This window comes from Sulfitobacter noctilucicola (assembly GCF_000622385.1).
GTDB classification, from domain to species: domain Bacteria; phylum Pseudomonadota; class Alphaproteobacteria; order Rhodobacterales; family Rhodobacteraceae; genus Sulfitobacter; species Sulfitobacter noctilucicola.
This window is the reverse complement of the sequence record NZ_JASD01000008.1, coordinates 1,989,706-2,015,408: the sequence shown is the minus strand read 5'-3', so window position 1 is coordinate 2,015,408 and position 25,703 is coordinate 1,989,706. Positions and strand designations below refer to the sequence as shown.

23 protein-coding genes are annotated in these 25,703 nt (G+C 57.7%); 12 read left to right on the top strand and 11 right to left on the bottom strand.

The genetic code is table 11. From position 1 onward, the window contains the following. Positions 1-41: 41 nt before the first annotated feature. A complete protein-coding gene (locus Z946_RS0113515; protein ID WP_025056268.1) occupies positions 42-1,568 on the bottom strand; it encodes an ABC transporter substrate-binding protein in 1,527 nt (508 codons plus the stop codon). Positions 1,569-1,600: 32 nt separating this feature from the next. After that, positions 1,601-3,169: a phytoene desaturase family protein gene (locus tag Z946_RS0113510; RefSeq protein WP_025056267.1), complete on the bottom strand. Its 1,569-nt coding sequence runs from the start codon at positions 3,167-3,169 to the stop codon at positions 1,601-1,603. Between the two features lie 114 nt (positions 3,170-3,283). Between Z946_RS0113510 and Z946_RS0113505 the strand changes: the two genes are divergently transcribed. The 8 genes from Z946_RS0113505 to Z946_RS0113470 all read left to right on the top strand — a co-directional run bounded on the left by Z946_RS0113505 (position 3,284) and on the right by Z946_RS0113470 (position 13,290). Next, the gene (locus Z946_RS0113505; RefSeq protein ID WP_025056266.1) at positions 3,284-4,075 is read left to right on the top strand and encodes a cyclase family protein; all 792 of its coding nucleotides are present in this window, start codon (positions 3,284-3,286) and stop codon (positions 4,073-4,075) included. Positions 4,076-4,080: 5 nt separating this feature from the next. Next, the gene (locus tag Z946_RS0113500) at positions 4,081-5,643 is read left to right on the top strand and encodes a phytoene desaturase family protein (protein ID WP_025056265.1); all 1,563 of its coding nucleotides are present in this window, start codon (positions 4,081-4,083) and stop codon (positions 5,641-5,643) included. Continuing rightward, positions 5,640-6,119, top strand: coding sequence for a MarR family winged helix-turn-helix transcriptional regulator (locus tag Z946_RS0113495; RefSeq protein WP_025056264.1), 480 nt, complete (start codon positions 5,640-5,642; stop codon positions 6,117-6,119). The genes Z946_RS0113500 and Z946_RS0113495 overlap by 4 nt, the downstream gene beginning before the upstream one ends. A 9-nt stretch (positions 6,120-6,128) precedes the next feature. Next, complete coding sequence (locus Z946_RS0113490) at positions 6,129-8,279, top strand: thiamine pyrophosphate-dependent enzyme (protein WP_025056263.1); 2,151 nt, start codon at positions 6,129-6,131, stop codon at positions 8,277-8,279. Next, entirely contained in the window at positions 8,276-9,811 is a 1,536-nt protein-coding gene (locus Z946_RS0113485) for an indolepyruvate oxidoreductase subunit beta family protein (RefSeq protein ID WP_025056262.1), read from the top strand. The genes Z946_RS0113490 and Z946_RS0113485 overlap by 4 nt, the downstream gene beginning before the upstream one ends. After that, positions 9,804-10,493, top strand: a complete 690-nt coding sequence (ispD, locus tag Z946_RS0113480) for a 2-C-methyl-D-erythritol 4-phosphate cytidylyltransferase (RefSeq protein ID WP_025056261.1) — start codon at positions 9,804-9,806, stop codon at positions 10,491-10,493. The genes Z946_RS0113485 and ispD overlap by 8 nt, the downstream gene beginning before the upstream one ends. 170 nt (positions 10,494-10,663) lie before the next feature. Next, complete coding sequence (locus tag Z946_RS0113475) at positions 10,664-11,740, top strand: OmpA family protein (RefSeq protein ID WP_025056260.1); 1,077 nt, start codon at positions 10,664-10,666, stop codon at positions 11,738-11,740. Positions 11,741-11,751: 11 nt separating this feature from the next. Further along, a complete protein-coding gene (locus Z946_RS0113470) occupies positions 11,752-13,290 on the top strand; it encodes a caspase family protein (protein ID WP_025056259.1) in 1,539 nt (512 codons plus the stop codon). Positions 13,291-13,332: 42 nt separating this feature from the next. On the opposite strand, the gene ptsP is transcribed toward Z946_RS0113470, so the two are convergent. The 5 genes from ptsP to Z946_RS0113440 form a co-directional block, all read right to left on the bottom strand. Then, a complete protein-coding gene (gene ptsP, locus Z946_RS0113465) occupies positions 13,333-15,579 on the bottom strand; it encodes a phosphoenolpyruvate--protein phosphotransferase (RefSeq protein WP_025056258.1) in 2,247 nt (748 codons plus the stop codon). Positions 15,580-15,911: 332 nt separating this feature from the next. Then, a complete protein-coding gene (locus Z946_RS0113455; RefSeq protein WP_025056257.1) occupies positions 15,912-17,150 on the bottom strand; it encodes an aspartate kinase in 1,239 nt (412 codons plus the stop codon). A gap of 89 nt (positions 17,151-17,239) precedes the next feature. Beyond that, entirely contained in the window at positions 17,240-17,884 is a 645-nt protein-coding gene (locus Z946_RS0113450) for an SDR family NAD(P)-dependent oxidoreductase (protein WP_025056256.1), read from the bottom strand. 10 nt (positions 17,885-17,894) lie between these two features. Then, on the bottom strand, positions 17,895-18,326 hold the full coding sequence (locus tag Z946_RS0113445) for a DUF1178 family protein (RefSeq protein ID WP_025056255.1): 432 nt from the start codon (positions 18,324-18,326) through the stop codon (positions 17,895-17,897). Between the two features lie 62 nt (positions 18,327-18,388). Then, the gene (locus tag Z946_RS0113440; RefSeq protein ID WP_025056254.1) at positions 18,389-18,859 is read right to left on the bottom strand and encodes an NUDIX hydrolase; all 471 of its coding nucleotides are present in this window, start codon (positions 18,857-18,859) and stop codon (positions 18,389-18,391) included. A gap of 114 nt (positions 18,860-18,973) precedes the next feature. Between Z946_RS0113440 and modA the strand changes: the two genes are divergently transcribed. Genes modA through modC form a run of 3 tightly spaced genes read left to right on the top strand, consistent with a single transcriptional unit; the run spans position 18,974 to position 21,476 of the window. After that, positions 18,974-19,705, top strand: coding sequence for a molybdate ABC transporter substrate-binding protein (gene modA / locus Z946_RS0113435; RefSeq protein WP_025056253.1), 732 nt, complete (start codon positions 18,974-18,976; stop codon positions 19,703-19,705). Continuing rightward, positions 19,702-20,391, top strand: coding sequence for a molybdate ABC transporter permease subunit (gene modB, locus Z946_RS0113430; RefSeq protein WP_025056252.1), 690 nt, complete (start codon positions 19,702-19,704; stop codon positions 20,389-20,391). Before modA ends, modB begins: the two co-directional genes overlap by 4 nt. Beyond that, positions 20,388-21,476 (top strand): molybdenum ABC transporter ATP-binding protein, encoded by a 1,089-nt coding sequence (gene modC / locus Z946_RS0113425; protein ID WP_025056251.1) that lies wholly within the window; start codon positions 20,388-20,390, stop codon positions 21,474-21,476. Before modB ends, modC begins: the two co-directional genes overlap by 4 nt. Before the next feature lie 21 nt (positions 21,477-21,497). Here modC and Z946_RS0113420 read toward each other — a convergent pair whose 3' ends face one another. Both Z946_RS0113420 and Z946_RS0113415 read right to left on the bottom strand, forming a co-directional pair. After that, on the bottom strand, positions 21,498-22,265 hold the full coding sequence (locus Z946_RS0113420) for an EcsC family protein (RefSeq protein ID WP_025056250.1): 768 nt from the start codon (positions 22,263-22,265) through the stop codon (positions 21,498-21,500). A gap of 52 nt (positions 22,266-22,317) precedes the next feature. Next, positions 22,318-22,848: a GNAT family N-acetyltransferase gene (locus Z946_RS0113415; RefSeq protein ID WP_052836150.1), complete on the bottom strand. Its 531-nt coding sequence runs from the start codon at positions 22,846-22,848 to the stop codon at positions 22,318-22,320. 49 nt (positions 22,849-22,897) lie between these two features. Here Z946_RS0113415 and Z946_RS0113410 point away from each other — a divergent pair, with 49 nt between their 5' ends. After that, positions 22,898-23,503 (top strand): flavin reductase family protein, encoded by a 606-nt coding sequence (locus Z946_RS0113410; protein WP_025056248.1) that lies wholly within the window; start codon positions 22,898-22,900, stop codon positions 23,501-23,503. A gap of 11 nt (positions 23,504-23,514) precedes the next feature. Here the strand turns inward: Z946_RS0113410 and alaE are convergent, their stop codons facing one another. Further along, a complete protein-coding gene (gene alaE / locus Z946_RS0113405) occupies positions 23,515-23,916 on the bottom strand; it encodes an L-alanine exporter AlaE (protein WP_160170281.1) in 402 nt (133 codons plus the stop codon). A 50-nt stretch (positions 23,917-23,966) separates the two neighbouring features. Continuing rightward, entirely contained in the window at positions 23,967-25,628 is a 1,662-nt protein-coding gene (locus Z946_RS0113400) for a SulP family inorganic anion transporter (RefSeq protein ID WP_025056246.1), read from the bottom strand. Between the last annotated feature and the right edge of the window lie 75 nt (positions 25,629-25,703).

Here is a 25,703-nt window from a genome sequence, read left to right as displayed (position 1 = left end):
GGGGCCAACCATGTGGCCCCGCCCGTTGTCACAAATACGCTTTAGGCGCGCGTCATCAGATGCGGCAGCAATGCGCCGGAGCGGTGCGGAACAACCTTCACCCCAGCAGCATGCACGATGGGTTGCACATATTGCAGCAGCGGAATGACCTCGGCGTTTTCGGCCACCAGACGGTCCACTGCTTTCCAACCTTCGATGCGCTTGGCCTCATCGGCTTCACCCCAAAGCGGCAGGATCGCATCAAACGTTTCCTTGCCATCCCAGACGGAGTGCGGCGATGGACCGAACATTGCGAAACCAGTTGAGGTCGTCGGATCGCCAACCGAGTTACCCCAGTTGTAGAAGGCTGCAGGTGCCAGCTGGTCGGCGGCACGCAGCTCAAAGTGTTTGGCGATCTCGTACACTTCGATCTCGGCCTCAATCCCAACACGGCGCCACAGCCCCACGATGGCTTGCACCATTTCATAGTCCTTGGGCTTGAAACCCTTGGTGGTCTGGATCTTGAACTTCACCGGATTGTCAGGGCCATAACCGCTCTCTGCCAGCAGTTTCTTTGACAGCTCAGGATCGTAGGCCACCTTGATCGTCTCGTCATAAGCCGCGTAATCCGGCGTTTGCAACGTGTCGATCGGCACGCCGTAACCGGACAGCAGGCGATCAATGATGAGGCTTTTGTCAATCGCATGGGCCGCAGCCTTGCGTACATTGGGGTCAGTCATCACCTCAATATCGTTGAGGAAGATCATGCCGATGTCAGACACAGGCTCTGCGATACCTGCCATCCCGTCTTTTTCCTTCAGACGGTCAAATTCTTCGTAAGGAATCTCTAGCGTGACATGGCTGTTACCGGATTCGACTTCTGCCACACGGCTTGCCGCGTCGGTCACGAACTTGATCGTTACGGTCTTGAACTCAGGCGCACCGCCCCAGTAGTTTTCATTGGCTTTCAGACGCACAAACGCGTTGCGCTCGAACTTCTCTACCATGTAGGGGCCGGTGCCGATGGGGGCTGCTTCGAACCCGTCCGCGCCCACTTCCTCGTAGTATTTCTTGGGCATCACATAGCCCGTGAGGAATGACATCCACTTAAAGAATGTAGGATCGTATTCGTTGACGTCCGCCGTCACACGGTTGCCATCGGCCATCACATTCTCGACTTTGCCCCAGACAAACTGGATCGGGCTACCTGTCTCGGGATTGCCTGCGCGGGTCAGCGACCACGCGACGTCTTCAGCCGTCAGCGGATCGCCGTTGTGCCATGTGACCCCTTCACGCACATCCATCCAGACCTGCGTATTGTCCTCATTCCATCCGTAGTCCGTGATGATGCCCGAGCCAAAGCTCAGGTCAGTATTCTGGGGAATGAACAGATCAAAGACTGATTGATAAAATCCCTGAATTGTCGGGTTCACCGCTGACAGACCCACGGTCGGGTCCCAGCTGGGCAGGTTGACGTTATAAGCGATGACCAGTTCGTCGATCTCTTGCGCAAAGGACGGCAGGCCGACGGTGGCAAATGCCGCCGCAGCGGCGGTGGTTCTTAGCAGACTTCTTCTGGATAGTTTCATGCGATTTCCCCTGTTTTGTGGTTTTTGTGTTTTCAGTTTCCGACAAGTTTTTTGGCGAGAAGCGTTCCCGGTCCCGCGCCGGTCCCACCACCGGGCCAGACAGCGGCACCGGTATGGTAAAGATTTTTAATGGGTGTGGTCCCGTCCGCGTAACCGCGTGCAGGCCTGTTCATAAAATGCTGGTGCAAATGGTGGCTGCCGCAAACCTGATCCCCGCCAACAAGGTTGGGGTTGTCCGCTTCAAGCATCTCGGGCGTCACAATATGTCTGCCAATGATATGGGCGCGCGTGCCGGGGGCATAACGCTCTAGTATATCCAAGGCGCGTTCTGCAAAGGGCTCTGCTGCCTCCTGCCAGTTTGTCGCGTCAATAGTTGCGCCTGCATCCCCTTTGATCTCACCCGGGGCCATGCGGACCTGCAACCAAAGCACATGCTTGCCGTCAGGTGCGCGCGACGGGTCAACAACCGTTGGTTGGCCACAAACAATCACTGGCTCATCCGGCAATAAACCAGCCTTGGCCTGCGCATAGGTGCGGGCCATCTGATCCATCGACGGGGCCATATGCACATAGGCGAAGCGTTTCAGCTCCGCTGCGGTCCAATTCGGCAACGCATCCATCGCCAGATGGATCATCATTGTGCCCGGCGCGTGTTGGTATGATTTCATCGCCTGCTCATGGCGGGTCGAACCGGTGCCGTCTGTCAGCTTTAGCAAGGCGGACGGCGATACGTTCGCAATCACAGCCTTATCCGCTTCTACCAGCGTGCCGTCCTTGAGGATGATGCCAAAGGCGCGACCGGCCGCTTGTTTGATCCCTGTGACTTCAGCGTTGCAATGAACCGCACCGCCGCGTGCCTCGATCATTTTGACCATCGCTTTGGTGATGGTGTCGGCACCGCCCTGCCCCAAGACCATGCCAAACGCCTGACCGGCCATCGCCTCCAGATAGGGGAAAACCGCGCCGCCCGCTACATCAGGTGCAAAATCCAGATGCATACCCCACGCTGCTAAAGTTGCTTTGATGTGATCCGATTCAAATGTCTCATCCAGCCACGCACGAGGCGACATCATCATGAACCTAGCCAGATCGAGACTGCCACCGCCGCCGTTCTTACGCCAAAGCTTCCAACCTACAGATGAAATTGCACGTAAATTCATCGCGGCACCCAGCACACCGAATATCGATTCGGCCTGATTTGGAAAGTCCGCCGTTAGCCGCGCCCATGTGTCTGCATCTGCATCGGAAAATCCCCGCACACGCGCCGTGGTCAGCGCGGCATCCGCCGAAACACCAAACCAGCGCCCATCCGGAAAAACCGATGCAAAAGGATGTGAAGTTGGCGCGAACGCCAGACCATGCCCGGCCAGTTCTGCAGCTTTTTCAGTGTGAAATGCGGATCCAGCAAACAACGACAGGTTCATAGCCGCCCAATCATGCCGAAATCCGGGCAGCGTATATTCACCCGTCTTGACCGCGCCGCCCGGTTCTGCGGCTTGTTCATAGACGCCGACCTTCCATCCGCGCGCGGCCAGATGGCATGCACAGGCCAATGAGTTGTGTCCAGCACCGATGATGACTGCGTCTAATTGGTTTGACATGCGTTTCCTGCACTCCTTTGCGATAAGATAATTGCAAACGCATATAAATTTGTCTAGCTTTGATTCATCATACAACCGCGAAGCGAAACGAGCGGGACACAGGGAGATTAGAAAATGAGCGCATCTGATATTTTGGGAAACCTGGGGGCCATGCTGGCTTCTGGCGGTGTTGAAGTCGTAGATTGTTCCGGCGTGCTGGGACCTGACACGCCGATCCTGCAACTGCCGCCGGATTTTGCAAAGAACACACCAAAAGTCGAGATTCACAAGATCAGTGAATACGACAATGACGGTCCTTTCTTTGCGTGGAACTGGATGGTGCTGGGTGAACATTCAGGCACGCACTTTGACGCGCCGCATCACTGGATTACCGGCAAGGATTATGATGACGGTTATACGGACAAGCTGGATGTGCAGCGTCTGGTCGCGCCGGTCAACGTCATCGACTGCTCAAAAGAGAGCGCCGAGAACGAGGATTTCCTGCTGACCGCCGACGGCGTTAAAGCATGGGAGAAAGAACACGGCGAGATCGGCGCAGGCGAATGGGTCGTCATGCGCACCGATTGGGACAAACGCGCGGATGATGAGGGCAAGTTCCTTAATGCGGATGATACCGGTCCCCACTCCCCCGGCCCGACACCAGATTGCATCGAATACTTGCTCAGCAAAAAGATCGTCGGCTGGGGTACCCAGTGCATCGGCACCGATGCCGGTCAGGCTGGGGGGATGGAGCCACCCTACCCAGCGCATAACCTTCTGCACCGCGACAATTGCTTTGGCCTGGCGTCCCTTGCCAACCTCGACAAGCTGCCTGCCAAGGGTGCAATCCTGATTGCCGCACCGCTTAAGATCGAAAACGGCACCGGCAGCCCGATCCGCGCTTTGGCGCTGGCCCCCAAAGGCTGATCGGTATGGCAACGTTCGATCATCTGATTATCGGCTCGGGCATCAATGCTTTGGTGGCTGCCGCGATGTTGTCGCGCAAAGGCGACAGCGTTTTGATGATCGAACGCGAAGACCGCGTTGGCGGCTGTATGTACACTTCGGATGATGTGACCCTGCCGGGGTTTCACCACGACGTGATGGCCGCCACTTTCGTGCTTTTCCTGACAGGTCCGGCACATGAAGCATTGGGGGCAGACCTCGCCGAGCACGGGCTTGAGTTCTGCCATACGCAACATCCCACCGCAGCACTACGGCCGAATGGGTCTGCCCTGACTCTGGCTACCGACCGCGCCGCAAACATCGCCTCCTTTAATGCACGCAGCGCAGGTGACGGCGATCAGCACGCCCGCGATGTGGGTAGCATCGAGCAAGACGCGGACTTTCTATTCTCGTTATTGGGTCAACCACTTTGGTCCCGGCAAACCATGACGCTGATGGCGAAACAAGCATGGAAGAAGGGTATTGGCCCGCTCAAGGCATGGTTCGGTGAGGCATTAGAACCCGGCCGTGGCTGGCTTGAGACACGATACGAAAGCCCCGATGTACAAGCGATCTGGGCACCTTGGGTCCTGCACGTTGGGCTGACACCTGAATCCAGCTATGGCGGGCAAATGTCCCGCGTCATCGCTTTCGCACTCGAAGCGGCCGGTGCGCCGGTTGTCAAAGGTGGATCGGGTCAAGCCGCAAAGGCGTTCCAGTCGTTGATCGAAGCGAACGGAGGCGTGGTGCGCACAGGCGTTGAAGCCACGAAGATCATCATCGAAAACGGCAAAGCGATTGGTGTTCAGACCGCTGAAGATGAGAGAATTACCGCGAAAAACATCATCGCGAGCACGGCCCCCGGCCAGCTCTATGACGGGTTGCTCAGCGATCAGCCCCGTCCTGATACAGCCAAGAAGTTCCGTCATGGGCGCGGCAACTTTCAGCTGCATTTCGCTTTGGATGGACAGCCTAAATGGGAAGCCGACGGCCTTGATGATGTTGCCTTGATACACCTGACCGACGGGATTGATGCGGTATCGAAGTCATGCAACGAGGCGGAGCGCGGCATGTTGCCAGCGACACCGACGATCTGCGTCGGCCAGCCACACCGCCTTGACCCGACGCGCTGCCCTGACGGGAAGGGCATCCTGTGGCTACAAATCCCCGATGCGCCATCCGTGATCAAAGGCGATGCTGCCGGAGAGATCGAAACGGAGAGCACTTGGACACCCGCAATGCGCGAAGCATTCGCCGACCGGATTGAAGGAATTCTTTCCAAACACATCAAAAACTGGGATGCAATCAAGCTGAAGCGCCGCGCCTATTCTCCCGCTGACCTCGAACAAATGAACGTGAACCTCGTGGGTGGCGATCCTTATGGCGGAGCTTGTGCGCTGGACCAGTTCTTTGTCTGGCGGCCATATGCCGGTCAGGCAAACAACGCGACACCTGTGAAAAACCTCTATCATATCGGGGCCTCCACCCATCCTGGCCCCGGTCTGGGCGGTGGATCTGGGTTGAATGTCGCTAAGGGGTTGGGCGCATGAACCGCGCTGAGAAAGTCGATACGTCACCCGCACGTCTGGGTGAAATGGGGCTGGAGAATTTCGCGCCCTACCTGATGAACCGTATCATCGGCCGCTATAATGCTGCGATGTCTTCGGAAATGGCGGCGCTGGGATTGACCACGCCACAAATGCGCTCTCTCGCCGTGCTTTCAGTTATCGACGGCATCCTGATCCGCGAACTGGCTGTATATGCGGTTGTACAACAATCCACGCTCAGTCGGGCGCTGGATACGCTCGACCAGAACGGCCTGATCCGACGCGAGCAGGACGAGCAGGACAGCCGCGCCACGCGGGTCTTTATCACTGACGCGGGGCGCGATGTGTATGAACGTCTTTGGCCGCACATGTCGGAAGCTTATGAGGCGATGTTCAAAGGTATCGATTCCGCCGAAAAGCGGGCCTTTATCGGGACGCTACAGACCATATTGCGCAACATTCGCAAGCACGATTTCTAAGGGGACACCATGGCAGAACGGTCATTTAAAGCAGAAGTCGAACATCTGCGCAAAGGCGATGGCGACGTCTTTACCGGCGAAGGCATTCTCGCGATCACCAAAGCGTTGCTGGAAAACGGTGTCGGTTATGTCGGCGGCTATCAAGGCGCGCCGATCTCGCATCTGATGGATGTGCTTGCCGATGCCGAAGGACTGCTGGGCGAGTTGGGCGTGCGGTTTGAAGCGAATGCATCCGAAGCTGCTGCCGCTGCGATGCTGGCGGCCTCCGTCCACTACCCGATCCGGGGCGCAGTCACGTTTAAAGGACCGGTCGGTGTAAACGTGGCATCGGACGCTTTGGCGAACCTGTCCTCTTCCGGCGTGAATGGCGGCGCGCTTATCATCGTTGGCGAAGACTACGGTGAAGGCAGCTCCATCATGCAGGAACGCAGCCACGGGTTCGCGATGAAATCGCAGTTCTGGATGCTGGACCCGCGTCCGAACCTGCCGTCGATCACCAAAGCGGTGAAAGACGGGTTCGAGCTGAGTGAGGCCAGCAATACGCCGGTGATGTTGATGGTGCGCATCAGGTCGTGCCACGTCACAGGCAGTTTCGCGACCCGTGATAACGTGCCGCCCCCGCTGACGGTCAAGGATGCCATCGCCAATCCGCAGTCCGATTTCAACCGCGTGGTATTGCCGCCGATGTCCTATGTGCATGAACAGGACAAGATCAAAAACCGCTGGCCCGCCGCCGAGAAATTCATCGTTGAAAACAAGTTGAACGAGGTTTTCGGACCGGAAAAGGCCAAGCTGGGCATCGTGGTGCAAGGCGGCATGTATAACGGGTTGATCCGCGCGTTGCAGCGCCTTGGGCTGGCGGATGTATTCGGGAAGACAGAGGTGCCGATTTATTGTCTGAACGTCACATATCCGATTGTTAAAGACGAATTTGATGCTTTCTGCGAAGGCAAGGATCACGTGATGATCGTCGAGGAAGGCCAGCCCGATCACATCGAACAGCAACTTGGGTCATACCTTTATAAAGCGGGTCGCAATCTGAAGCTTTATGGCAAGGACGTTCTGCCGATGGCCGGGGAATATACCGGTCAGGTTTTGCTGGACGGGGTGACGGCGTTCTTGAAATCGGCCGCGCCGGATATGCTGCCCAGCCAAATACGCGCGCCGAATATGGAAGCGCCAGCGATACCGGACCTGACTGAAACCGTGCCGATCCGTCCGCCGGGGTTTTGCACCGGCTGCCCCGAACGACCGATTTTTGCGGGGATGAAACTGGTTGAACAAGAGCTGGGCAAACACCAGATCACCGGCGACATCGGATGCCATTTGTTCGGCTCACTGCCGCCGTTCGAAATTGGGGGGGCGACCATGGGCTACGGCCTTGGCCCCGCGGCAAATGCGGCCTTTGACGGGGGCGGTGAACGTCGTGCGATTTCCATGCTGGGCGATGGCGGTTTCTGGCATAACGGGCTTAGTTCCTCGATCGGGAACATGGTGTTCAATAAATCAGACAATGTCGTCGTGATTGTCGACAATTATTATTCTGCGGCGACAGGCGGGCAGGATGTTCTATCCAGTCGCGCGCATAATGACACCAAATCGACAGGCAATCCGATCAAGGCCGCGTTGAAAGGTGTCGGCGTCGAATGGATCCGCCAGATTGATCACACTTATGACGTGGGCCATGTGCGCGATACGGTGCGCGAGGCGCTGACGACGGATTTCAAAGGGCCGAAGGTGATCGTTGCCTCGTCCGAATGTATGCTGAACAAGCAGCGGCGTGAAAAGCCGATCCGTAACAAGGCGATCAAGGAAGGGCGCCGCGTGGATGTGCCGCGCTTTGGTGTGGATAGCGATGTCTGCACGGGTGATCACGCCTGTATTCGCTTGTCGGGCTGCCCGTCCCTGTCGCTTAAACGGCTGGATGATCCGTTGCGCGATGATCCGGTGGCGCATATCGACCAGACATGTGTCGGTTGCGGTAACTGCGGTGAAGTTGCGGATGCGGCTGTGCTTTGTCCGTCCTTCTATCGCGCCGACGTAGTTCATAACCCTACAAAATTCGAGACGTGGCGCGCGGGGCTGCGCACACGGGTAATCACTTGGTTACAGGAAAGGCGTGACGGCAAGCGCCTACGGCTTGAAAAGGCGCTCTCATGAACATGGTGCTGCAGCAAAAAACGCCCGATGCGCGTGTTGGCCAGATCATCAAGCTGGCAGTAATGGCGGTTGGCGGTCAGGGCGGTGGCGTTCTGACGGGCTGGATCGAAGGATTGGCGCGGGCGCAAGGGTGGACCTGTCAGGCAACCAGCGTGGCAGGCGTGGCTCAGCGTACAGGTGCCACGATCTACTACGTTGAGATGGCACCGATGTCGGAACAGCAACCGGTATTTGCCCTCGCTCCTGCGGGTGGTGACGTGGATGTGCTGATAGCCGCTGAAATGATGGAAGTGGGCCGTGCGGTAATCCGTGGATTCGTGACGCCCGACCGCACAACCTTGATAGGCTCGACCCACCGCGCCTTGGCTGTCTCCGAAAAAATGGTGCCCGGTGACGGCATAGCTGACGCCGACGAGGTGCGTGCCGCTGCCGAACTTGCAGCGCAGCAATTGATTTTGGCCGATATGGAACAGCTGGCTGTTGGACAGGGATCTGTAATCTCGTCGAGCCTTTTCGGTGCCTTGGCTGGCTCCGGCAGCCTGCCCTTCCCGCGCGAAGCCTTCGAGGAGGCGATACGGGCCGGAGGAAAAGGTGTTGAGCCTTCGCTCAAGGCGTTCGCCGCCGGTTTTGATGCAGCGCAAAACGGCGTTCAGGCACCTGAAAAGCCATTGGCAAAACCTGCTGCAAGCCTGACAGGACCAGCGACTGAACTGGGCAAATGGCAGGCCCTTTGCAATCGGGTGTCCGGTATGCCCACCCCCGTACAGGAAATGGCGCTCGCGGGTCTGACCAAGATTGTCGACTTTCAGGATTGCGCCTACGGCGAAACCTATTTGAACAGGCTGGACCATGTCGTGACCCTCGACAGTGCGAATACCGAATGGCAGCTATCAGCGACTGCGGCAAAGTACATCGCCAATGCGATGGCTTATGACGATATCATCCGCGTTGCCGATCTGAAGACGCGCCGCCCACGCCTGTCCCGTATCAAGACCGAGATGGGGGCAAAAGACGCCAATCTCGTTGAGCTCACAGAGTTTTTTCACCCTCGCGCCGAAGAGGTTGCGAGCCTTATGCCCGCTAAAATGGGGGCGGCGTGGGAAGCCAATCCAAGACGGATGGCACTGCTTGCCCGACTGTTCAATAAGGGAAGACGTCTGCGGACGCACACACTGCGTTCTTTCCTGATGTTGCACTTTCTGGGTGGTCTGAAAAATTACCGGCTCAAGACGCGGCGACACGAGGTTGAAGTTGGACATCTTGAAGCATGGCTGAAATCGAGCCTTGATCTGGTGAGTACCGATTATGCACTGGCTGTCGAGATGCTTAAAAACCGGAGGCTGGTAAAAGGATACTCCGACACCCATGCACGTGGGCTGACGAAATTTGCCACTGTGATGGGCGCTGCCGATCTGCTGCGCGGGCGCGATGATGCCGCCGAGTGGATGAACCGGCTGCGTGAAGCGGCGCTGCAAGATCCCAAAGGCGAAGCCCTTGACGGCGCGTTGAAGACGGTTCGCAGTTTTGTATAAGAGCGACTGCACCGTTCTGATCGTCGCGGCAGGGCGCGGTCGTCGCTTTGGCGATCCATTGCCGAAGCAGTACCTGCCTATCGCGGGCACCTGCTCCCTGCGGCGCTGTCTTGATACCTTTCTAGGCGTTGCAGAAATAGACCGCGTTCAGGTCGTGATCCACCCCGACGACGCAAAGCTTTATGCCGAAGCGGTTGCAGGGCTGACAGATGCGCGGTTGATGCCGTCTGTGGCAGGTGGCGACACACGCGCCGCGTCCGTCGTGAACGGATTGCAAGCCTTGCAGCTGCACAATCCTGACAAGGTTCTGGTGCATGATGCGGCACGGCCTTTTATTTCGCCGAAGGTTATCGGTGGCGTTTTGACAGAGCTGGATACATGCGACGCAGCCTTTGCGGCGGTTCAGGTTGTCGATGCGCTTTGGAAGGCCGAAGGGAGTCTAGTCTCTGCGCCCGTGTCCCGCGATAACCTCTGGCGGGCACAGACACCGCAGGGGTTCCGGTTTGATGCGCTTTTGCGGGCTCATCTGGCCTATGATGGCGATGCTGCCGATGATGTCGAGATCGCCCGTTCGCAAGGGATTTCTGTGAAGATCGTGCAGGGCGATACCGCCAATTTTAAGGTAACGACACCGGATGATCTGGCGCGCGCAGAGAATTTTGTTCGCGCTCAACAACCCTGACCCAGCACCCGCTGCCGTACCCTTGACCCAGCCTTTGGCAATCAGGGCGGCAGCGTCACACCATTGTTCACATAAAAAGGGTTTTTCTGAGCGCGGCTTCGTGTAAGCTGTGGAAAGATTTTAGTTAGAACTCCCCCCACGAATTTTCATCGATCCGGAGGAAATATATGATGTATTTTAGCATTTTGCGCCACCAATTTACAATTTTGGCCGTCGCCGCACTGATGGTGCTGGCAGGCCTTACCCCTACAGCCAACGCCCAGCAGAACCCCTTTAGCGGCGGCTGGACATTGCAGCCCGAGATGTCGAACCTCAACTTTCAGTCTGTGAAAAAACAGACAGTCGTTGAATCCAGCAGTTTCGCAACCCTTGAGGGGGCCATCGCCGAAAACGGAGCCACCGAGGTCAGCGTTTTGCTGGATTCGGTCGATACCAAGATCGATTTGCGGAACGTACGGATGCGTTTCCTGTTTTTTGAGACGTTCAAATTCCCCACAGCCAAGATCACCACTCAGTTGGATGCGTCAGTGCTGAATGACCTGGCTACCGTCCGCCGCAAGACTGTACCGGTCAGCTACACGATGGACCTGCACGGCGTGTCCCAAACCTATGAAGCGGAAGTGGCGGTTACGCTCTTGACCGAAGACCTGGTGTCAGTGGCCAGCACCACGCCTATCTCAGTAAGCGTTGATGATTTTGATCTTATGGAAGGTCTTGGAAAATTGCAGGAAGCAGCGAATGTGACGATCATTCCGTCTGCGACAGTGTCATTTGATTTCCTTTTCGCCCGCAACACCACCACAGCGGCTGCTGCTCCGGCACAGACCGCGACCGCTGACCCCGCTTCTGTCGCCCTTGAAGCGGAAGGCGATTTTGACCGTGATGCCTGCAAGGGCCGCTTTGAAATTCTCTCGCGCACCGGCAACATCTACTTTGCCTCCGGCAGCTCACGCCATGACAGCAAAAGCGAGCCGCTGCTCAATTCACTGGCCGGTATCATCGCGCGATGCCCGAATATGGTGATCGAAGTAGGTGGTCATACCGATTCAGTCGGAAGTAACGCGACCAACCAACGTTTGTCGGATGCACGCGCAAACTCTGTGCGTCGCTATCTGATTTCGCGCGATGTGTCGCCGGACGTGTTGGTCAGCAAGGGCTATGGTGAAACCACTCCTCTAAAAACAAATGATACGGCTGAAGGGCGCTGGGCGAACCGCCGCATCGAATTCAAGGTACTAAGCAACTGATGAAAAATAGTATGTCGATCGTAACGATGTTTCTTCGCCGTTTCGCCCTGTTCGTCGGATTGACCTTTTTCGGTCTGACCGCTGCCGTATCCGCGCAGGAGGACGGTGCGCCGCGCATTGCCTTGATCGTAGGCAACGGGAACTACGGGACTGTGACGCCGCTGGACAATCCCGGCCCAGATGCAGAACTGATGGCATCAACCCTCGAAGTGCAGGGTTTTGCTGTGACGTTGTTGCTGGACGCAAGTCAGGTGACACTGAATCGTGCGATTGCGCAGTTCGGGCGGGACTTGCGCGATGGTGGATCAGACGCGACCGGGCTTTTCTATTATGCGGGCCACGCGGTGCAGTCCTTCGGTTCCAACTTTTTGCTGCCGACTGATGCCAGCCTGACCAATGCCGCTGACCTTAGTCTTGTGGCTGTGCCTGCACAGGCCGTACTGCGGCAGATGTTCTCGGCCAAGAACAAGACCAACATCGTTATCCTCGATGCCTGCCGCAACAACCCGTTCGAGGCTATTCCTGACCTTAATGACAATGGTCTTGCAGAGATGAAGTCGCCCACAGGGACTTTCCTGTCGTACTCTACCGCTCCCGGTGCTGTGGCGCTGGACGGGCTTGAGGGGAACAGCCCCTTTACCAAAGCACTTGCCCGCGAAATTCCGACACCTGGTTTGCCCATTGAACAGGTGTTCAAAAATGTCCGTGTTGAAGTAATTGAAAAAACAAACGGCCAGCAGACACCGTGGGACACCTCATCGCTCACGGGCAATTTCACGTTCACGGCTGGTGAAGTCGTAAGTGAAGCGGAACAGGCCGAGCTACGGCTTTGGGAATCGGTGAAAGACAGCACAGATCCGGTGCCTGTCGTTCTTTTCATGCGGGGCTATCCTGACAGTGCCTACATTCCAGAGGCACGCGCACTGTTGTCACGCTTGATGGGCACCGCGACAGTGGCGGCCACACCTGAGGCCCCCGCAGAGCCGGTGGCAGAAGCCGCACCGGAACCTGCGGCGGTTGAAGATACCACAGCCGACCAACAGCGTTTGATCTCTGTTGCTCAAAACTCCGGCGCTGAGGCAGATTACCGCGCGTATATGGACGCCTATCCGGACGGCATATTCTCGGAGTTTGCGGCGTTCGAGCTAAAGATCATTGCCGAAAAGGCTCAACGTGCTGACGCAGGAACAGACGCGGGCGCAACGGTTGTTGCGGCCCTTCCAGAAGCATCCCGCGCGGCACCAGCCCCCATGGGAACCGAATTGACGTTCGTGATGCCATTCACCAGTGGTGATGATGCAATCTTGGGCAAAAGCATCGAAGAACTGGTCACGCTCTCTCCGCTGTTCGCACCAATTGAGGGCATTCCAGAAGAGCTGTGGAAAGATCAGACCTGTTCGAACTGCCACCAGTGGACCAAGGAGGCGCTTTGCACCCAAGGCACCACCTATGTGAAGGCTGGCAATGACGAAGCGGTTTCCAAAAACCACCCCTACGGCGGCGGTTTCAAGATGAACCTGCGTGCATGGGCGGATGGCGGCTGCAAGTAGGATTATCGTAAGCCATATTCACAGCTTCGCTCCGTGCCATTCTCAGGCGTGGTGCTGCGCCCGCACGTAATCCATCACAGCGGCCCGCACCGACATCTCGCCTTGCGCCTTTGCGGTTTCGATAACCGTGCGCACATCCTCTAGGTTGCAACGGCGCAGCAAGCTTTTGACAGGCCCGATTGACGCTGGTCGCATTGAAAGGCTGCGGAACCCGATGGCCGCAAAGCACAACGCCTCAACGGGGCGGCCCGCGTCCTCTCCACAGAAAGAGAGCGCTGTGTTGGTCTCGTTGCAGCGTGCGACGATCCCTTCAAGGAACGTCAGGAAGCTGACATTCAACGTGTCATAGCGACGCCGGACCCGCTCGTTTTCGCGATCTGCCGCAAAGAAGAACTGCTTCAGATCATTACCGCCAACCGACAGAAACTCGACCTCTTCAAAGAACTGCCTCGGTGCGAAGGCAAGGCTTGGCGTCTCAAGCATCGCACCTACAGTCAATTTTGATGGCAGGACATGGCCCAGCCGCTCTTCGCGGGCCATTGCTTTGTCCACCTCTTTGCGGGCGGCGCGGAATTCTTCGAGTTGTGCGACGAAAGGGAACATGACCGTGAGCGGCCTGCCGTTCGCGGCACGGATCAGCGCCTGAAGCTGCATACGCATCACGCCGGGTTTATCCAAACCAACACGGATCGCCCGCCAGCCCAGCGCCGGGTTCGGCTCATCGTTCGGCTTCATGTAGGGCAGTACCTTGTCCGAACCGATATCAAGCGTCCGGAACACGACCGGCTTGTCACCAGCGGCATCCAACACCCGCGTATAAAGCGCCGACAATTCGGACCGGCGCGGCATTTTGTTGCGCACCAGAAACTGTAATTCGGTACGGAACAGGCCGACGCCCTCAGCACCCGATCCCTGTAACGACGGCAAATCTGCCATCAGGCCAGCGTTCATATGCAAGGAAATGATATTTCCACATTTCGCCTGTGCTGGCTGATCTCTCAGTGAGGAGTACCGTTCCTGCGCGGCCGCCTGCATCGCGATTTTGTCGCGGAACGCCGTCGCCACGGAATCGTCCGGACGAAGGTGCACGATGCCCTGCTCGCCATCCACGAGGATGTGATCGCCGTTGAGCGCATCGTTTGTGATCCGCCCGGCATGTACCACAAGCGGTATTGCCAGCGCCCGCGCCACGATTGCCGCGTGTGACCCGACAGAGCCGTTTTCAAGCACGATCCCCTTAAGCTGGCGGCCATATTCCAGAAGTTCCGCAGGCCCTATGTTACGCGCCACCAGAATAGGATCGCGCGGCATCTCTGCGCCGGTGTCCGACCCCTGCCCCGTCAGAATGCGCAAAAGGCGGTTTGACAGATCGTCCAGATCGCTCAGACGTTCGCGCAGATAGGCATCGTTGGACTGGCTCATCCGGGCGCGGGCAAGGGATTGCTCTTTCTCAACCGCCGCTTCGGCAGACAGACCGCTTGCAATGTCTTCAATCATCCGCCGCATCCAGCCTTTGGAGTTGGCAAACATCCGGTAAGTCTCAAGCACCTGCTGCTGGTCTTTGTTGCCCACGGTCATGGTCAACATCTGGTCCACGCTCACACGCAATTCGTCGACAGCTTCGACAAGCCGCTCCTCCTCGCGCGCGGGATCATCCGCGATGGGGTTTGAGACAACCACGCGTGGCTCATGCAACCAGACATGTCCTTCGGCAACGCCTTCTTGACCAACCGTCCCGCGCAAAAGCACAGGCTGGGAGTGTCGCGCCGACATCGCTGCACCTTCACCCACAAAGGCACCCAATTCGGTCATCTCGGCCAGCACCATGGCGACAACTTCCAGTGCGTAGACCTCATCAGCTGAATAGGCCCGCTGGCTCTTGGATTGGACGACCAACACACCAAGGCTCTCGCCGATGCGCTGAATTGGAACGCCCAGAAAGCTCGAGTACATTTCTTCGCCGGTCTCTGGCATAAACCGGAAACCCGGTGCCTGCGGCGCATCTGGCGTATTAATCACTTGCCGTTGCTTGGCCACGCGGCCGACAAGCCCCTCGCCCAGACGCATGCGCGTTTCATGCACGGCCTCTTCTTTCAGACCTTCGGTGGCGCATAGCTCAAGGGTTTCGTCGTCGCGAAACAGATAGATGGAGCAAACTTCACAACCCATAGAAGTCGCGATCAGGTGCGTAATCTTGTTCAGACGTGCCTGACCTGCGTCATCGCCCGCCATCGCATCACGCAGACGCCCCAGAAGCTTGCGGCTCTCTGTCTCAAAACGCTCGGCCATGTTGGCACATCCCCCTGTAACCAATGTCAGCTTAGACCATAGACACGCAAAAAGCGAAATGCCCTAGATGCCTCCCAACCAGTCATTTCCAGCATCAACGCGATGACATCCGCCGCGCAGCTGGCAATTCAACGCCTAGCTGCCCATATCATAGGCATCGCTGACAAAAGGAATGTGACAGATGCCGTTAATCGTCGTTACGGCAGGTCCCCTGATCGCGACCTTCGCCGTCATCCGCGACGCGAACAGACGAAGCCTGAACCGTTTGCTTTAGGGGTTGTCCGTGATGCTAGCCCTGCCGGCCAATTTCAGCTGAGGCATCGCGCTGCGCGTCAGGCCACTTTGTCCAGTTCGAACGCGTCATGCAGCGCCTGAACGGCAAGCTCCATGTACTTGCGGTCAATCAGGACGGAAATCTTGATCTCTGACGTGGTGATAACCTGAATGTTGATGCCCTCGTTTGACAGCACCTGAAACATCTTGGCCGCAACGCCGGTGTGCGACCGCATGCCGATGCCGACCACGGACACCTTTGCCACATCGGTGTCCGCAAGGAGTTCACCGAAGTTGAATACATCGCCAGACTTCGCCTCTGCCATCGCCTTTTCGGCACGTTTGACCTGATCGACAGGACAGGACCACGTCATGTCGGTGCGCCCTTCTTCCGAGATGTTCTGGACGATCATATCGACATTTACACCGGCATCGGACAGCGCACTAAAGATTGTGGCGGCTATACCGGGCCTGTCCGCGACTGAAACCAGCGTCATCTTCGCCTCTTCACGACTAAAGGCCACCCCTGCGACTACATTGCTTTCCATGATTTCCTCCTCATCGCAGACGAGCGTTCCGGCTTCGTCCGATTGTTCTTCAAAGCTCGACAAAACGCGCAGCTTGACCTTGTACCGCATCGCCAGCTCTACCGAGCGGGTTTGCAAAACCTTCGCACCAAGCGAGGCAAGTTCCAGCATTTCCTCAAAAGAGATGCGATCAAGCTTGCGCGCTTTGGATTCGACCCTTGGGTCAGTGGTATAGACGCCGTCTACATCCGTATAGATGTCGCACCGCTCCGCCTCAAACGCTGCAGCAAAAGCAACAGCGGTCGTGTCAGAGCCACCGCGCCCCAGTGTGGTGATGCGCCCCTCGGGGCTGACACCCTGAAAACCTGCGACAACAGCCACCTTCATACCTTCGGCGAATTTCGCCATGATATTCTCGGGCGGAATTTCTTCGATCCGTGCGGCTGAATGGGCATCCGTGGTGCGCACGGGCACCTGCCATCCCTGCCAGGAGCGTGCAGGCACATCCATTTCCTGCAACGTCAGCGCCATCAGACCGGCGGTCACGTTTTCGCCCGACGATACAACAGCGTCATACTCACGCGCGTCATACATGCCCGAAGTCTCGTTGACCCAGCCGACCAACTCGTTCGTTTTGCCCGACATCGCCGATACGATGACAATCACATCATAGCCTTTGGCCACTTCGACGCCCACGCGTTTTGCGGCTCGCCGGATACGGTCCAGCGTGGCCACAGACGTGCCACCGAATTTCATCACCAAAACGGGCATCAGACCCTCCGTCGCTCAGTTCCGGCGCGGTTTACGCGGAACGCCGCAGCTGCGCAAGATGGGTCCTGTCTGGCCCTACATGAAAGTGCCTAGAACGGATGCACGCGTCCGTCCCATGTCTCGAAACAGCCTGTCGTTTCAAGGTTTAGGGCGTCAAAGCGCGCGATCAGACCATCTGCGGATTCGTCCGTGGTTATCGCCGCTGTGTCTCCGCCCATATCGGTCTGCACCCACCCCGGGTGGTAGATACCCACTGCGATGCCTTCGTCCTTAAGGTCCGTCGCGAGGTTACGCCCCAGATTGAGCACCGCCGCCTTGGAGGCGCGGTAAATATAGCTGCCACCCGGAGCAAGCGTGTCAGAGGCCATCTGCGAAGAAATGATGGCGATCTTCGGATTTTCCGCCAACCGCAGGTTGGGCAACAAAGCCTGAATGCTTAGAAACACACCTGTTACATTTGTGGCAAAGCTTTGCGCCCAGAGATCCGCCCCGAAACCGGTATCGAGATCATCGCCTTTGTCGAGATAGACACCGGCATTGCACACCAGCAGGTCAATTGGTTTGCCAGCGAGCCCCTGTGCCATTTCGAAATGGCTGGCGGGTCGCGTCACATCAAGCTGAATCTGCGCGGCAACGGAACGCCCCGTCCCCAGAACCTCACGCCCCTGTGCTTTGTACTTGTCGGCAAGCGCCGCGCCGATGCCACGGCTGGCACCGGTAATAATAACGGTCATAACAAAATCCTCAGGTCAGTTTCTGTTTGGGTCGGAATGGCAGTGGCATCAACGGCACACCTTCTTCGATCAATTCTTTCGCCTGATCCAGTCGCGCCTCTCCATAAATGGAGCGTTCGGCCTTTTCGCCCAGATGCATTGCGCGGGCTTCTGTCACAAATTTGTCCCCGACATAGTCGGACGTTTCTTCAACCTTGCGCCGTAGCTCTGCCACGGCCTTTTCAACGTCACTGCCAGGATCCCGCAAAACAGGTGCTGTCTTGGCTTCCTTGTCCTCACTTACGCTGACCCGAGGTGCCATCAAGGCCTTGCTGATCTTGGTAGTGCCGCAGGTGGCACAGCTCAGGTGGCCGGATTTCTCCAGCGCATCATAGGCCGCAGCCGATTGGAACCAGCTGTCGCTGTGATGTCCCTGATCGCATTTGAGCGTGTACTGGATCATGTGAGCCTTTTACAGAAAGCGAAGGTTTGTCTCTTATCAGATGGGGCGCTGTTGTGCGCGGGTCAAGCACGCTGTTTAACGGGTCTTGGGTCGAAACTGAGCAAAAGCCGCGCCAGTTCGGGCTCCGCGACCATTTTCGCGGCCTTCTTGCGCGATACCCAGCGGCGGCGGCGCTGGCCGCTTTCAGGATACCTTTTGGCGAGCGATTTCACCTCAACCGGATAAAGCATCGCGATGCAGGGCATGGCGTCATCCATGCCGACGTCCTTCCCATAACTGTAAGCACCAAGGCAGCGGTCGGTGACTTTACCGGTGACCCCGGCCTCCTCCCATGCTTCCCGCGCTGCGGAGGCTGCAGGCGTGCGCCCGTCGATCGGCCAACCCTTAGGCATGATCCAGCGCTTCGAGCCGCGTGAGGTGATTACCAGTACCTGCACTTTGCCGCGACGGATACGGTAGCACAGCGCAGCGAATTGCGTGCGGACTTCGCCTTTGCGGGCACCGTCGAGCGAAAGTGGCGGTTGTTTGGTCATGCGGAATTCCATCGGGGTCGTTGTGGCCAAGATGGCCTGCCCCGTCGATGTTCGCAAGGCACGCAGGTGGCCATTGCGCTTGAAGGGGGGCAGTGCATCGCTAATAGTGCAGCCATGACACGGATTGCTGCCATACTGACCTTGTTTTTCGCCGTCTTTGCCGTTTCGGCAGTGGCCGAGAGCCGCGTCACCGTATTTGCCGCAGCCAGCCTGCGTGGCGTTTTACAAGAAATTGCAGCGCAGGGCGAGATTGATGCAGTCTTTTCCTTTGGTGGATCAGGCACTTTGGCACGGCAGGTGTCCGCAGGTGCGCCGGCGGACGCAGTGATCCTTGCAAATAACGATTGGATTTTGTGGCTGGAACAGCAGGGATTGATCACCGCCAAAGATGTTCAGCCAGTGGTGCGCAACAGTCTTGTGGTCATCGCCGCTGCTGGCACGCCGCCTTTGACAAACGCGCAAGTCCTGCCCCGCCTTTTGGCGGATCAGCGGCTTGCCATGGGACAACGCGATGCAGTGCCTGCTGGTAAATATGCACGGCAGTGGCTCGAAACTGAAGGGTTGTGGGAAACTTTGACAGGCAATCTGGCCGAGACAGACAACGTGCGGACCGCACTTGCCCTTGTCGCGCGCGGTCAGGCACCCTTTGGCGTCGTCTACGCAACGGACGCACTGGCTGAACCTGCCGTCGATATTGTCTGGGAAGTACCCCAAACATCGCACGATCCGGTCCTCTACCCGGGTGCCGCGCTCACCTTGGCAGGTAAACACTTTCTGGCTCTGCTGAATACGCCCAATGCCCGCACGATTTTCGCCACCCACGGTTTCCTCGCGGTGCCTGAATGAACCCCGATGCCACTGCATGGGAGGCGTTGCGTCTGTCGCTCTGGGTCTCCGTCTGGGCCACGGCTCTCGCGATCCCGCTGGCACTTTGGGTATCATGGCTTTTGGCGCGGCGTTCTTTTCGCGGCAAAGCACTGCTGAACGCTCTGGTGCACTTGCCGCTCGTCTTGCCACCGGTTGTGACCGGATATCTTCTGTTGATCGTCTTTGGCCGCACGGCACCTGTGGGACGTTTTCTTGAAGTGCTTGGGCTAACCCTCGCTTTTAATTGGACGGGTGCCGTTCTGGCCGCGCTGATTATGGGATTTCCGCTGATGGTCCGCGCAATGCGCCTCGCGATTGAGGCCGTCGATCCCAAGCTTGAAGAGGCCGCCGCCACCCTTGGCGCGCCACGCTGGTCGGTTTTTGGCCGTGTGACGCTCCCGCTTATCGCGCCGGGTATTCTGGCGGGGACGGTTATGGGCTTTGCCAAAGCGATGGGGGAGTTCGGCGCGACAATCACCTTTGTTGCCAACATTCCCGGCCAGACACAGACCCTGCCCAGCGCCATATGGACAGCGCTGCAAATCCCCGGCGGGGAAAGTCAGGCCGCCGTCATGGTCGTGATGGCTTGTATCGTGGCGTTAGGCGCAGTGGCCCTGTCTGAAATGCTCGCCCGCCGCGTGGCCGCCCGGATTGCCCGATCATGACGCTGGAGGTTCAGATCACCCATAGGGCGGGAGATTTCTCTTTGGACACCCGCTTCATCGCGGATGAGGGCATAACCGCGCTTTTCGGGCGCTCCGGAGCCGGAAAGACCACAGTTATCAACGCTGTTGCGGGCCTTTTGCAACCTGATGCCGGACGTATCGCGGTGCATGGTGAAGTGATGTTCGACAGTAAAAACGCTGTCTTTGTACCGCCTGCAAAACGCAGGCTGGGCTATGTATTTCAGGACGCACGGTTATTCCCGCACCTGAGCGTGCGTGAGAATTTGCAGTTCGGTGCGCGGTATTCTCCCGCTGATGCCAAGGGGCCGGATCAGGACAGTGTCTGCACGCTGCTGGGTCTTACCCCACTTCTCGACCGCGCGCCTGCTACCCTGTCGGGTGGAGAGAAGCAGCGTGTGGCTCTGGGGCGTGCTTTGCTCAGCAAACCGCGGATGCTGTTGATGGATGAACCATTGGCGAGCCTTGATGGTGCCCGCAAACAAGAGATTCTCCCCTATCTGGAGCGATTGCGCGACGGTCCCTTGCGTCTGCCGATCCTCTACGTAAGCCACGCTGTTGATGAGGTTGCGCGGCTGGCGGACACCTTGGTTCTGCTGGAAGCAGGACGCGTGCAAAAGGCGGGCCCCCTGATGGATGTGATGGCCGATCCGGCGGCCGTTCCGTTGCTGGGGGTGCGCGAAGCCGGTGCAGTGATTGAAGCAACAGTGATGGCACATGCCGACGACGGCCTCACCCGATTGAAGTTCAGCGGCGGTGATCTGCATCTGCCCGGTGTGCAGGCAGAAGTCGGTGCAAAAGTTCGGTTGCGTGTGCTGGCACAGGACGTGTTGGTGTCGCGTGATCGGCCCGTTGGGCTGTCCGCGCTCAACATACTGCCCGTGACCGTGCAAGCCGTGCACCTCGGCAACGGTCCGGGTGCGGCGGTCGTTCTGCAAGCGGGTAAGGATCAATTGCTCTCTCGGATCACAACACGCGCCGTCAAAGAGTTGGAGCTCGAACCGGGTCAGCCCTGCTTTGCGGTGATCAAGGCCACCAGCGTGGCACCCATCAGTATCGGGCGCTAAGCCAACTGCCAGCCTCGCGTGTTAAGCTTTAACGACGGGTTTTTCCATCCGCGCCGCCAGTCGTCCCATCAGGTCCTCGTGCGGCACGTCCGCATCTATAGCGAGTTTGCGCAGGCCGAAATGCACATGTGCGATGTCTTCGTAATAGCTCGTATAGGCATAGTTCGTCGCCGCACCCGCAACGGCCCCCAACACCGGTACTGTCTGCGCGGCCAGCTTTTGCCCCATAACAATGGCAAGCCTTGGCGCTATCTTGTGAATAACGGCCTGCATCGCTTTTCCCGACAGCGCAATGCGCGCAGACAGAAAGCCGAGATCAGCGCCATCGTCGCCCGAAAGCGGGCCGGCTGCCGCGAAAACCTGAACACAATCAAACTGCACGTTTTCAGCAGCGGGATCAAAGCCATGCTCAACCGCGACGCCCTGAATGACACGTAGAAGTAGTGTCGTTGTGACGGGCAGCTCCGCAAGTGCGGTTGGCAATCCGCCTGCGCCCCCAGCCGCGCCCATCGCGGTTGTCGCCACCTGATTGAGCCAGCTTTTCTGATCCGGCAAAATGGAACGGCTCGAATGGGCCGCTTTCATCGCCTGATTGAGTGCGGATATCGTGGCGCTTTCGAGGTTCCCACGCACGCCTTCCGGCAATCGGTCAATCAGGCTTTCGGCAGAGCCTCCGATCAGGTTCAACACGGAAATCCCAAGGCCACCCGCCGCTTTGTAGCGTTGCGCCAGCGCATCAAGCTGCACTTCAACGTCAATATGTGCCGGCAGATCGGTGTCGATGTCCATGATCGTTAACTCCCTTGAGACCCTTTGTAAGTGGGGCCTGCGGATGGGTAATTCAATCCGCCCAGCGGCGAACATCTCCTTGAACGCCATCCCATGCGCCATCGCTCAAGGCTCTGCCCAGCACCCTTTCGGGGTTCGTCGGCGGTGGCATCACGACGTTATCAAGCCGTTCAAACCCGAATCTACCGTAGTAAGGCGCATCGCCCACCAGCATCACCCTGTCCCACCCGAGCGGGGCCGCATGGCGCAGGCTTTCCTCAATGAGTGCACGTCCCAGCCCTTCACCCTGCCTTGTTGGGTGGACGGCGACGGGGCCCAGCAGCAACGCCTCTATCGCGCCGATCCGCACCGGCCAGTAACGGATTGCACCGCCGAGGATACCATCAGCATCGCGTGCGACATGGCTAAGCCCTGCAACCGGCGTAATTCCATCGCGCAAACGGTAGGAAGACAACGCCTCGCGTCCGGGCGCAAAACAGAGGTCATAAAGCGCCTCGACCTCCCAGTAATCTGCCGCCGTTTCGGGAATGAGGTGGTACAAAGCGCCTTGCCTTCTGTTTTGTCGTGGCAACCGCCCTATCATGGCGATAGGCATAGGCGCAATTCGACAAAGACCGACAAAGGAAGCTTTCATGTTCTACCGCCCGGAAGACGGCCACAACCTGCCTCATAATCCCTTCAATGCTATCGTCACGCCACGCCCCATCGGCTGGATCTCGACCCGTGACAGCGCAGGGCGCGATAATCTGGCACCCTATTCGTTCTTCAACGGTGTCGCCTACACGCCGCCACAGGTCATGTTCGCGTCGACTGGCGTTAAGGATGATGTGGATGGGACCAAAGATTCCGTGGCAAACATCCGTGAAACCGGCGTTTTTTGTGTGAACGTGGTGGAATATGCCGTGCGTGACGCGATGAACGCTTCCTCGGCAACCCTGCCTCACGAAACCGACGAATTTGCCCACGCGGGTATCGAAAAGGCGGCCTGTGATGTGATTGACTGTGCGCGCGTTGCAAATGCCCCAGCGAGCCTTGAGTGCCGCATGACCCAGATCGTGCAGATCGAAGGGCCCGCAAACTTTGCCGTCTTTGGTGAGGTAATTGGTGTTCATATGCGTGACGACTGCATCGTAGATGGCCGCTTTGACGTGACCACCTACCAACCGCTATCGCGCCTTGGATACCGCGATTATACGTTTGTGCGTGAGGTGTTTGAACTAGCCCGTCCAGACGACTGAAGTCGGGCAAGTCAGGTGGCGCTGACACCTGCGCATTTGCGTACAGTGTCCAGCACCAGACCAAAGGGGCGGCTGACCAACAGCATAAGCAAGGAAGTTGTTGCCAGCAGCGCGAGGATCTCGCGACCGCTGGCACCGGCAATCCACAAGGTTGCAGCATAAACAGGAAGCTGGAACGACAGAAACGCCACTCCGTCAGCGACTGATTTACTTAAAGCGGTCGCTGGCTTTGCTTTCTTGAAAACCAAATCGCGCCATGCTCCGTAAGGCCGCCCCGTCACGATCATCATTGGTATCATGATGACACGTGTCTTAAGCACCGCAACAGGTTCCATACCGACGACAAACAGCTCGGTGAAGCCGGCAATCATCGTAAAGAAAACGATCGTGGTCAGCGTGTCGACAATCGTCAATCGCAACTCCGAAGGCTCCAATACATAAATTGCCGGTCCCTTGTGCCCGATCAGTGCCCGCCCAGAATGCCCGTGCGCACCCCATAATCCACAGCGAGTTCGTAATCAGGATCGTCATCACTATCGACCATCAGGTGGCCTGCTTTGGTCAGCAGGCGGTGGCAGTCAGGGCTGAGGTGACGCAGTTCGATCCGTTTGCCCGCCCCTTCGTACTTCGCCGCAATTGCCTCGATAGACTGCAGTGCAGACTGATCTACCACACGGCTGTCCGCAAAATCGACAATCACCAGTGACGGATCGTTTTGCACATCAAAGAGTTCTGCAAAGCCTTCGGAAGACCCGAAAAACAGCGGTCCTTGCACCTGATAGACTTTTGCGCCTTCTGGCGTGACGTATGTCTTGGCGTGGATGCGGCGCGCGTTGTTCCACGCGTAGGCCAGCGCCGAAACGATAACACCGACAACCACCGCGACGGCAAGGTCTTCGTATACGGTGACAACCGTCACCAACAGGATGACAAAGGCATCGGTCAGCGGCACTTTGCGCAGGATCGTGAGCGAGTTCCAAGCGAATGTACCGATCACCACCATGAACATGACACCCACAAGTGCGGCCAGCGGGATCTGCTCAATCACGGACGATCCGACAAGAATAAAAAGCAAAAGGAAGATCGCAGCAGCAATACCTGCTACCCGCGTGCGACCGCCAGATTTCACATTGATCATGGATTGCCCAATCATCGCACAACCACCCATACCGCCAAAAAAGCCGGTAACCGTATTTGCGACACCCTGCGCCACACATTCTTGAGAGGCACCACCACGTGTGTTGGTCATATCCCCCACCAGGTTCAGCGTCAGCAATGATTCAATCAGGCCAATGGCCGCAAGGATCACGGCGTAGGGCAGAATGATATAAAGCGTCTCGAGGTTGAAAGGCGCAAGCGCTGTACCGTAAAGGCCAAGGCCATCGCCAAATGGCATATGCGGCATCGGCAACCCACCCTCGATAGAGGCTAGATCACCAACCCGTGGCACGTCCATGCCGGTAAAGATCACAACCGCCGCGACAATGCCGATACCGGCAAGAGGCGCAGGAATAAGCTTGGTCACACGCGGCATTACCCAGATGATCGCCATCGTGGCCGCAACAAGTGCCAGCATCAGATATAACGGCTGACCCGAGAGCCATTCACCGCCGCCCATTCCGTGGCCTGTGTCGACCATGGTGCCGGGCACTTTGAACTGGCTCATCTGGGCAAGGAAGATCACGATTGCCAGACCGTTAACAAACCCGAGCATCACCGGATGCGGCACCAGCCGGATGAATTTGCCCCACTGCATCACCCCGGCGAAAACCTGCAATAGGCCCATCAGGATCACGGTCGCAAAAAGATACTCAACCCCGTGTTGGGAGACCAACGCGACCATCACAACCGCAAGTGCACCAGTAGCGCCCGAGATCATGCCCGGCCGACCGCCGATCAATGCGGTGATCAAACCTACAAGGAACGCCGCGTAGAGACCGACAAGCGGGTGCACACCCGCAACGAAAGCAAAGGCGACCGCTTCGGGGACAAGCGCCAGCGCAACTGTGAGGCCGGACAGAAGCTCGATCCGCAAGCGGCTGACCGAAAATCCGTCATCGGGCATCCAGCGCAGGTCGGTCACCTGAAGGTTTTTGGTAAAGCTATGAAAAATCGAGCGCGCCATCGGGCATCCTTTGATCATCAATCGGGGAATATGGCCCAATAAGGCCACTTTGAGCGCTCGCTATACCACTTCGCC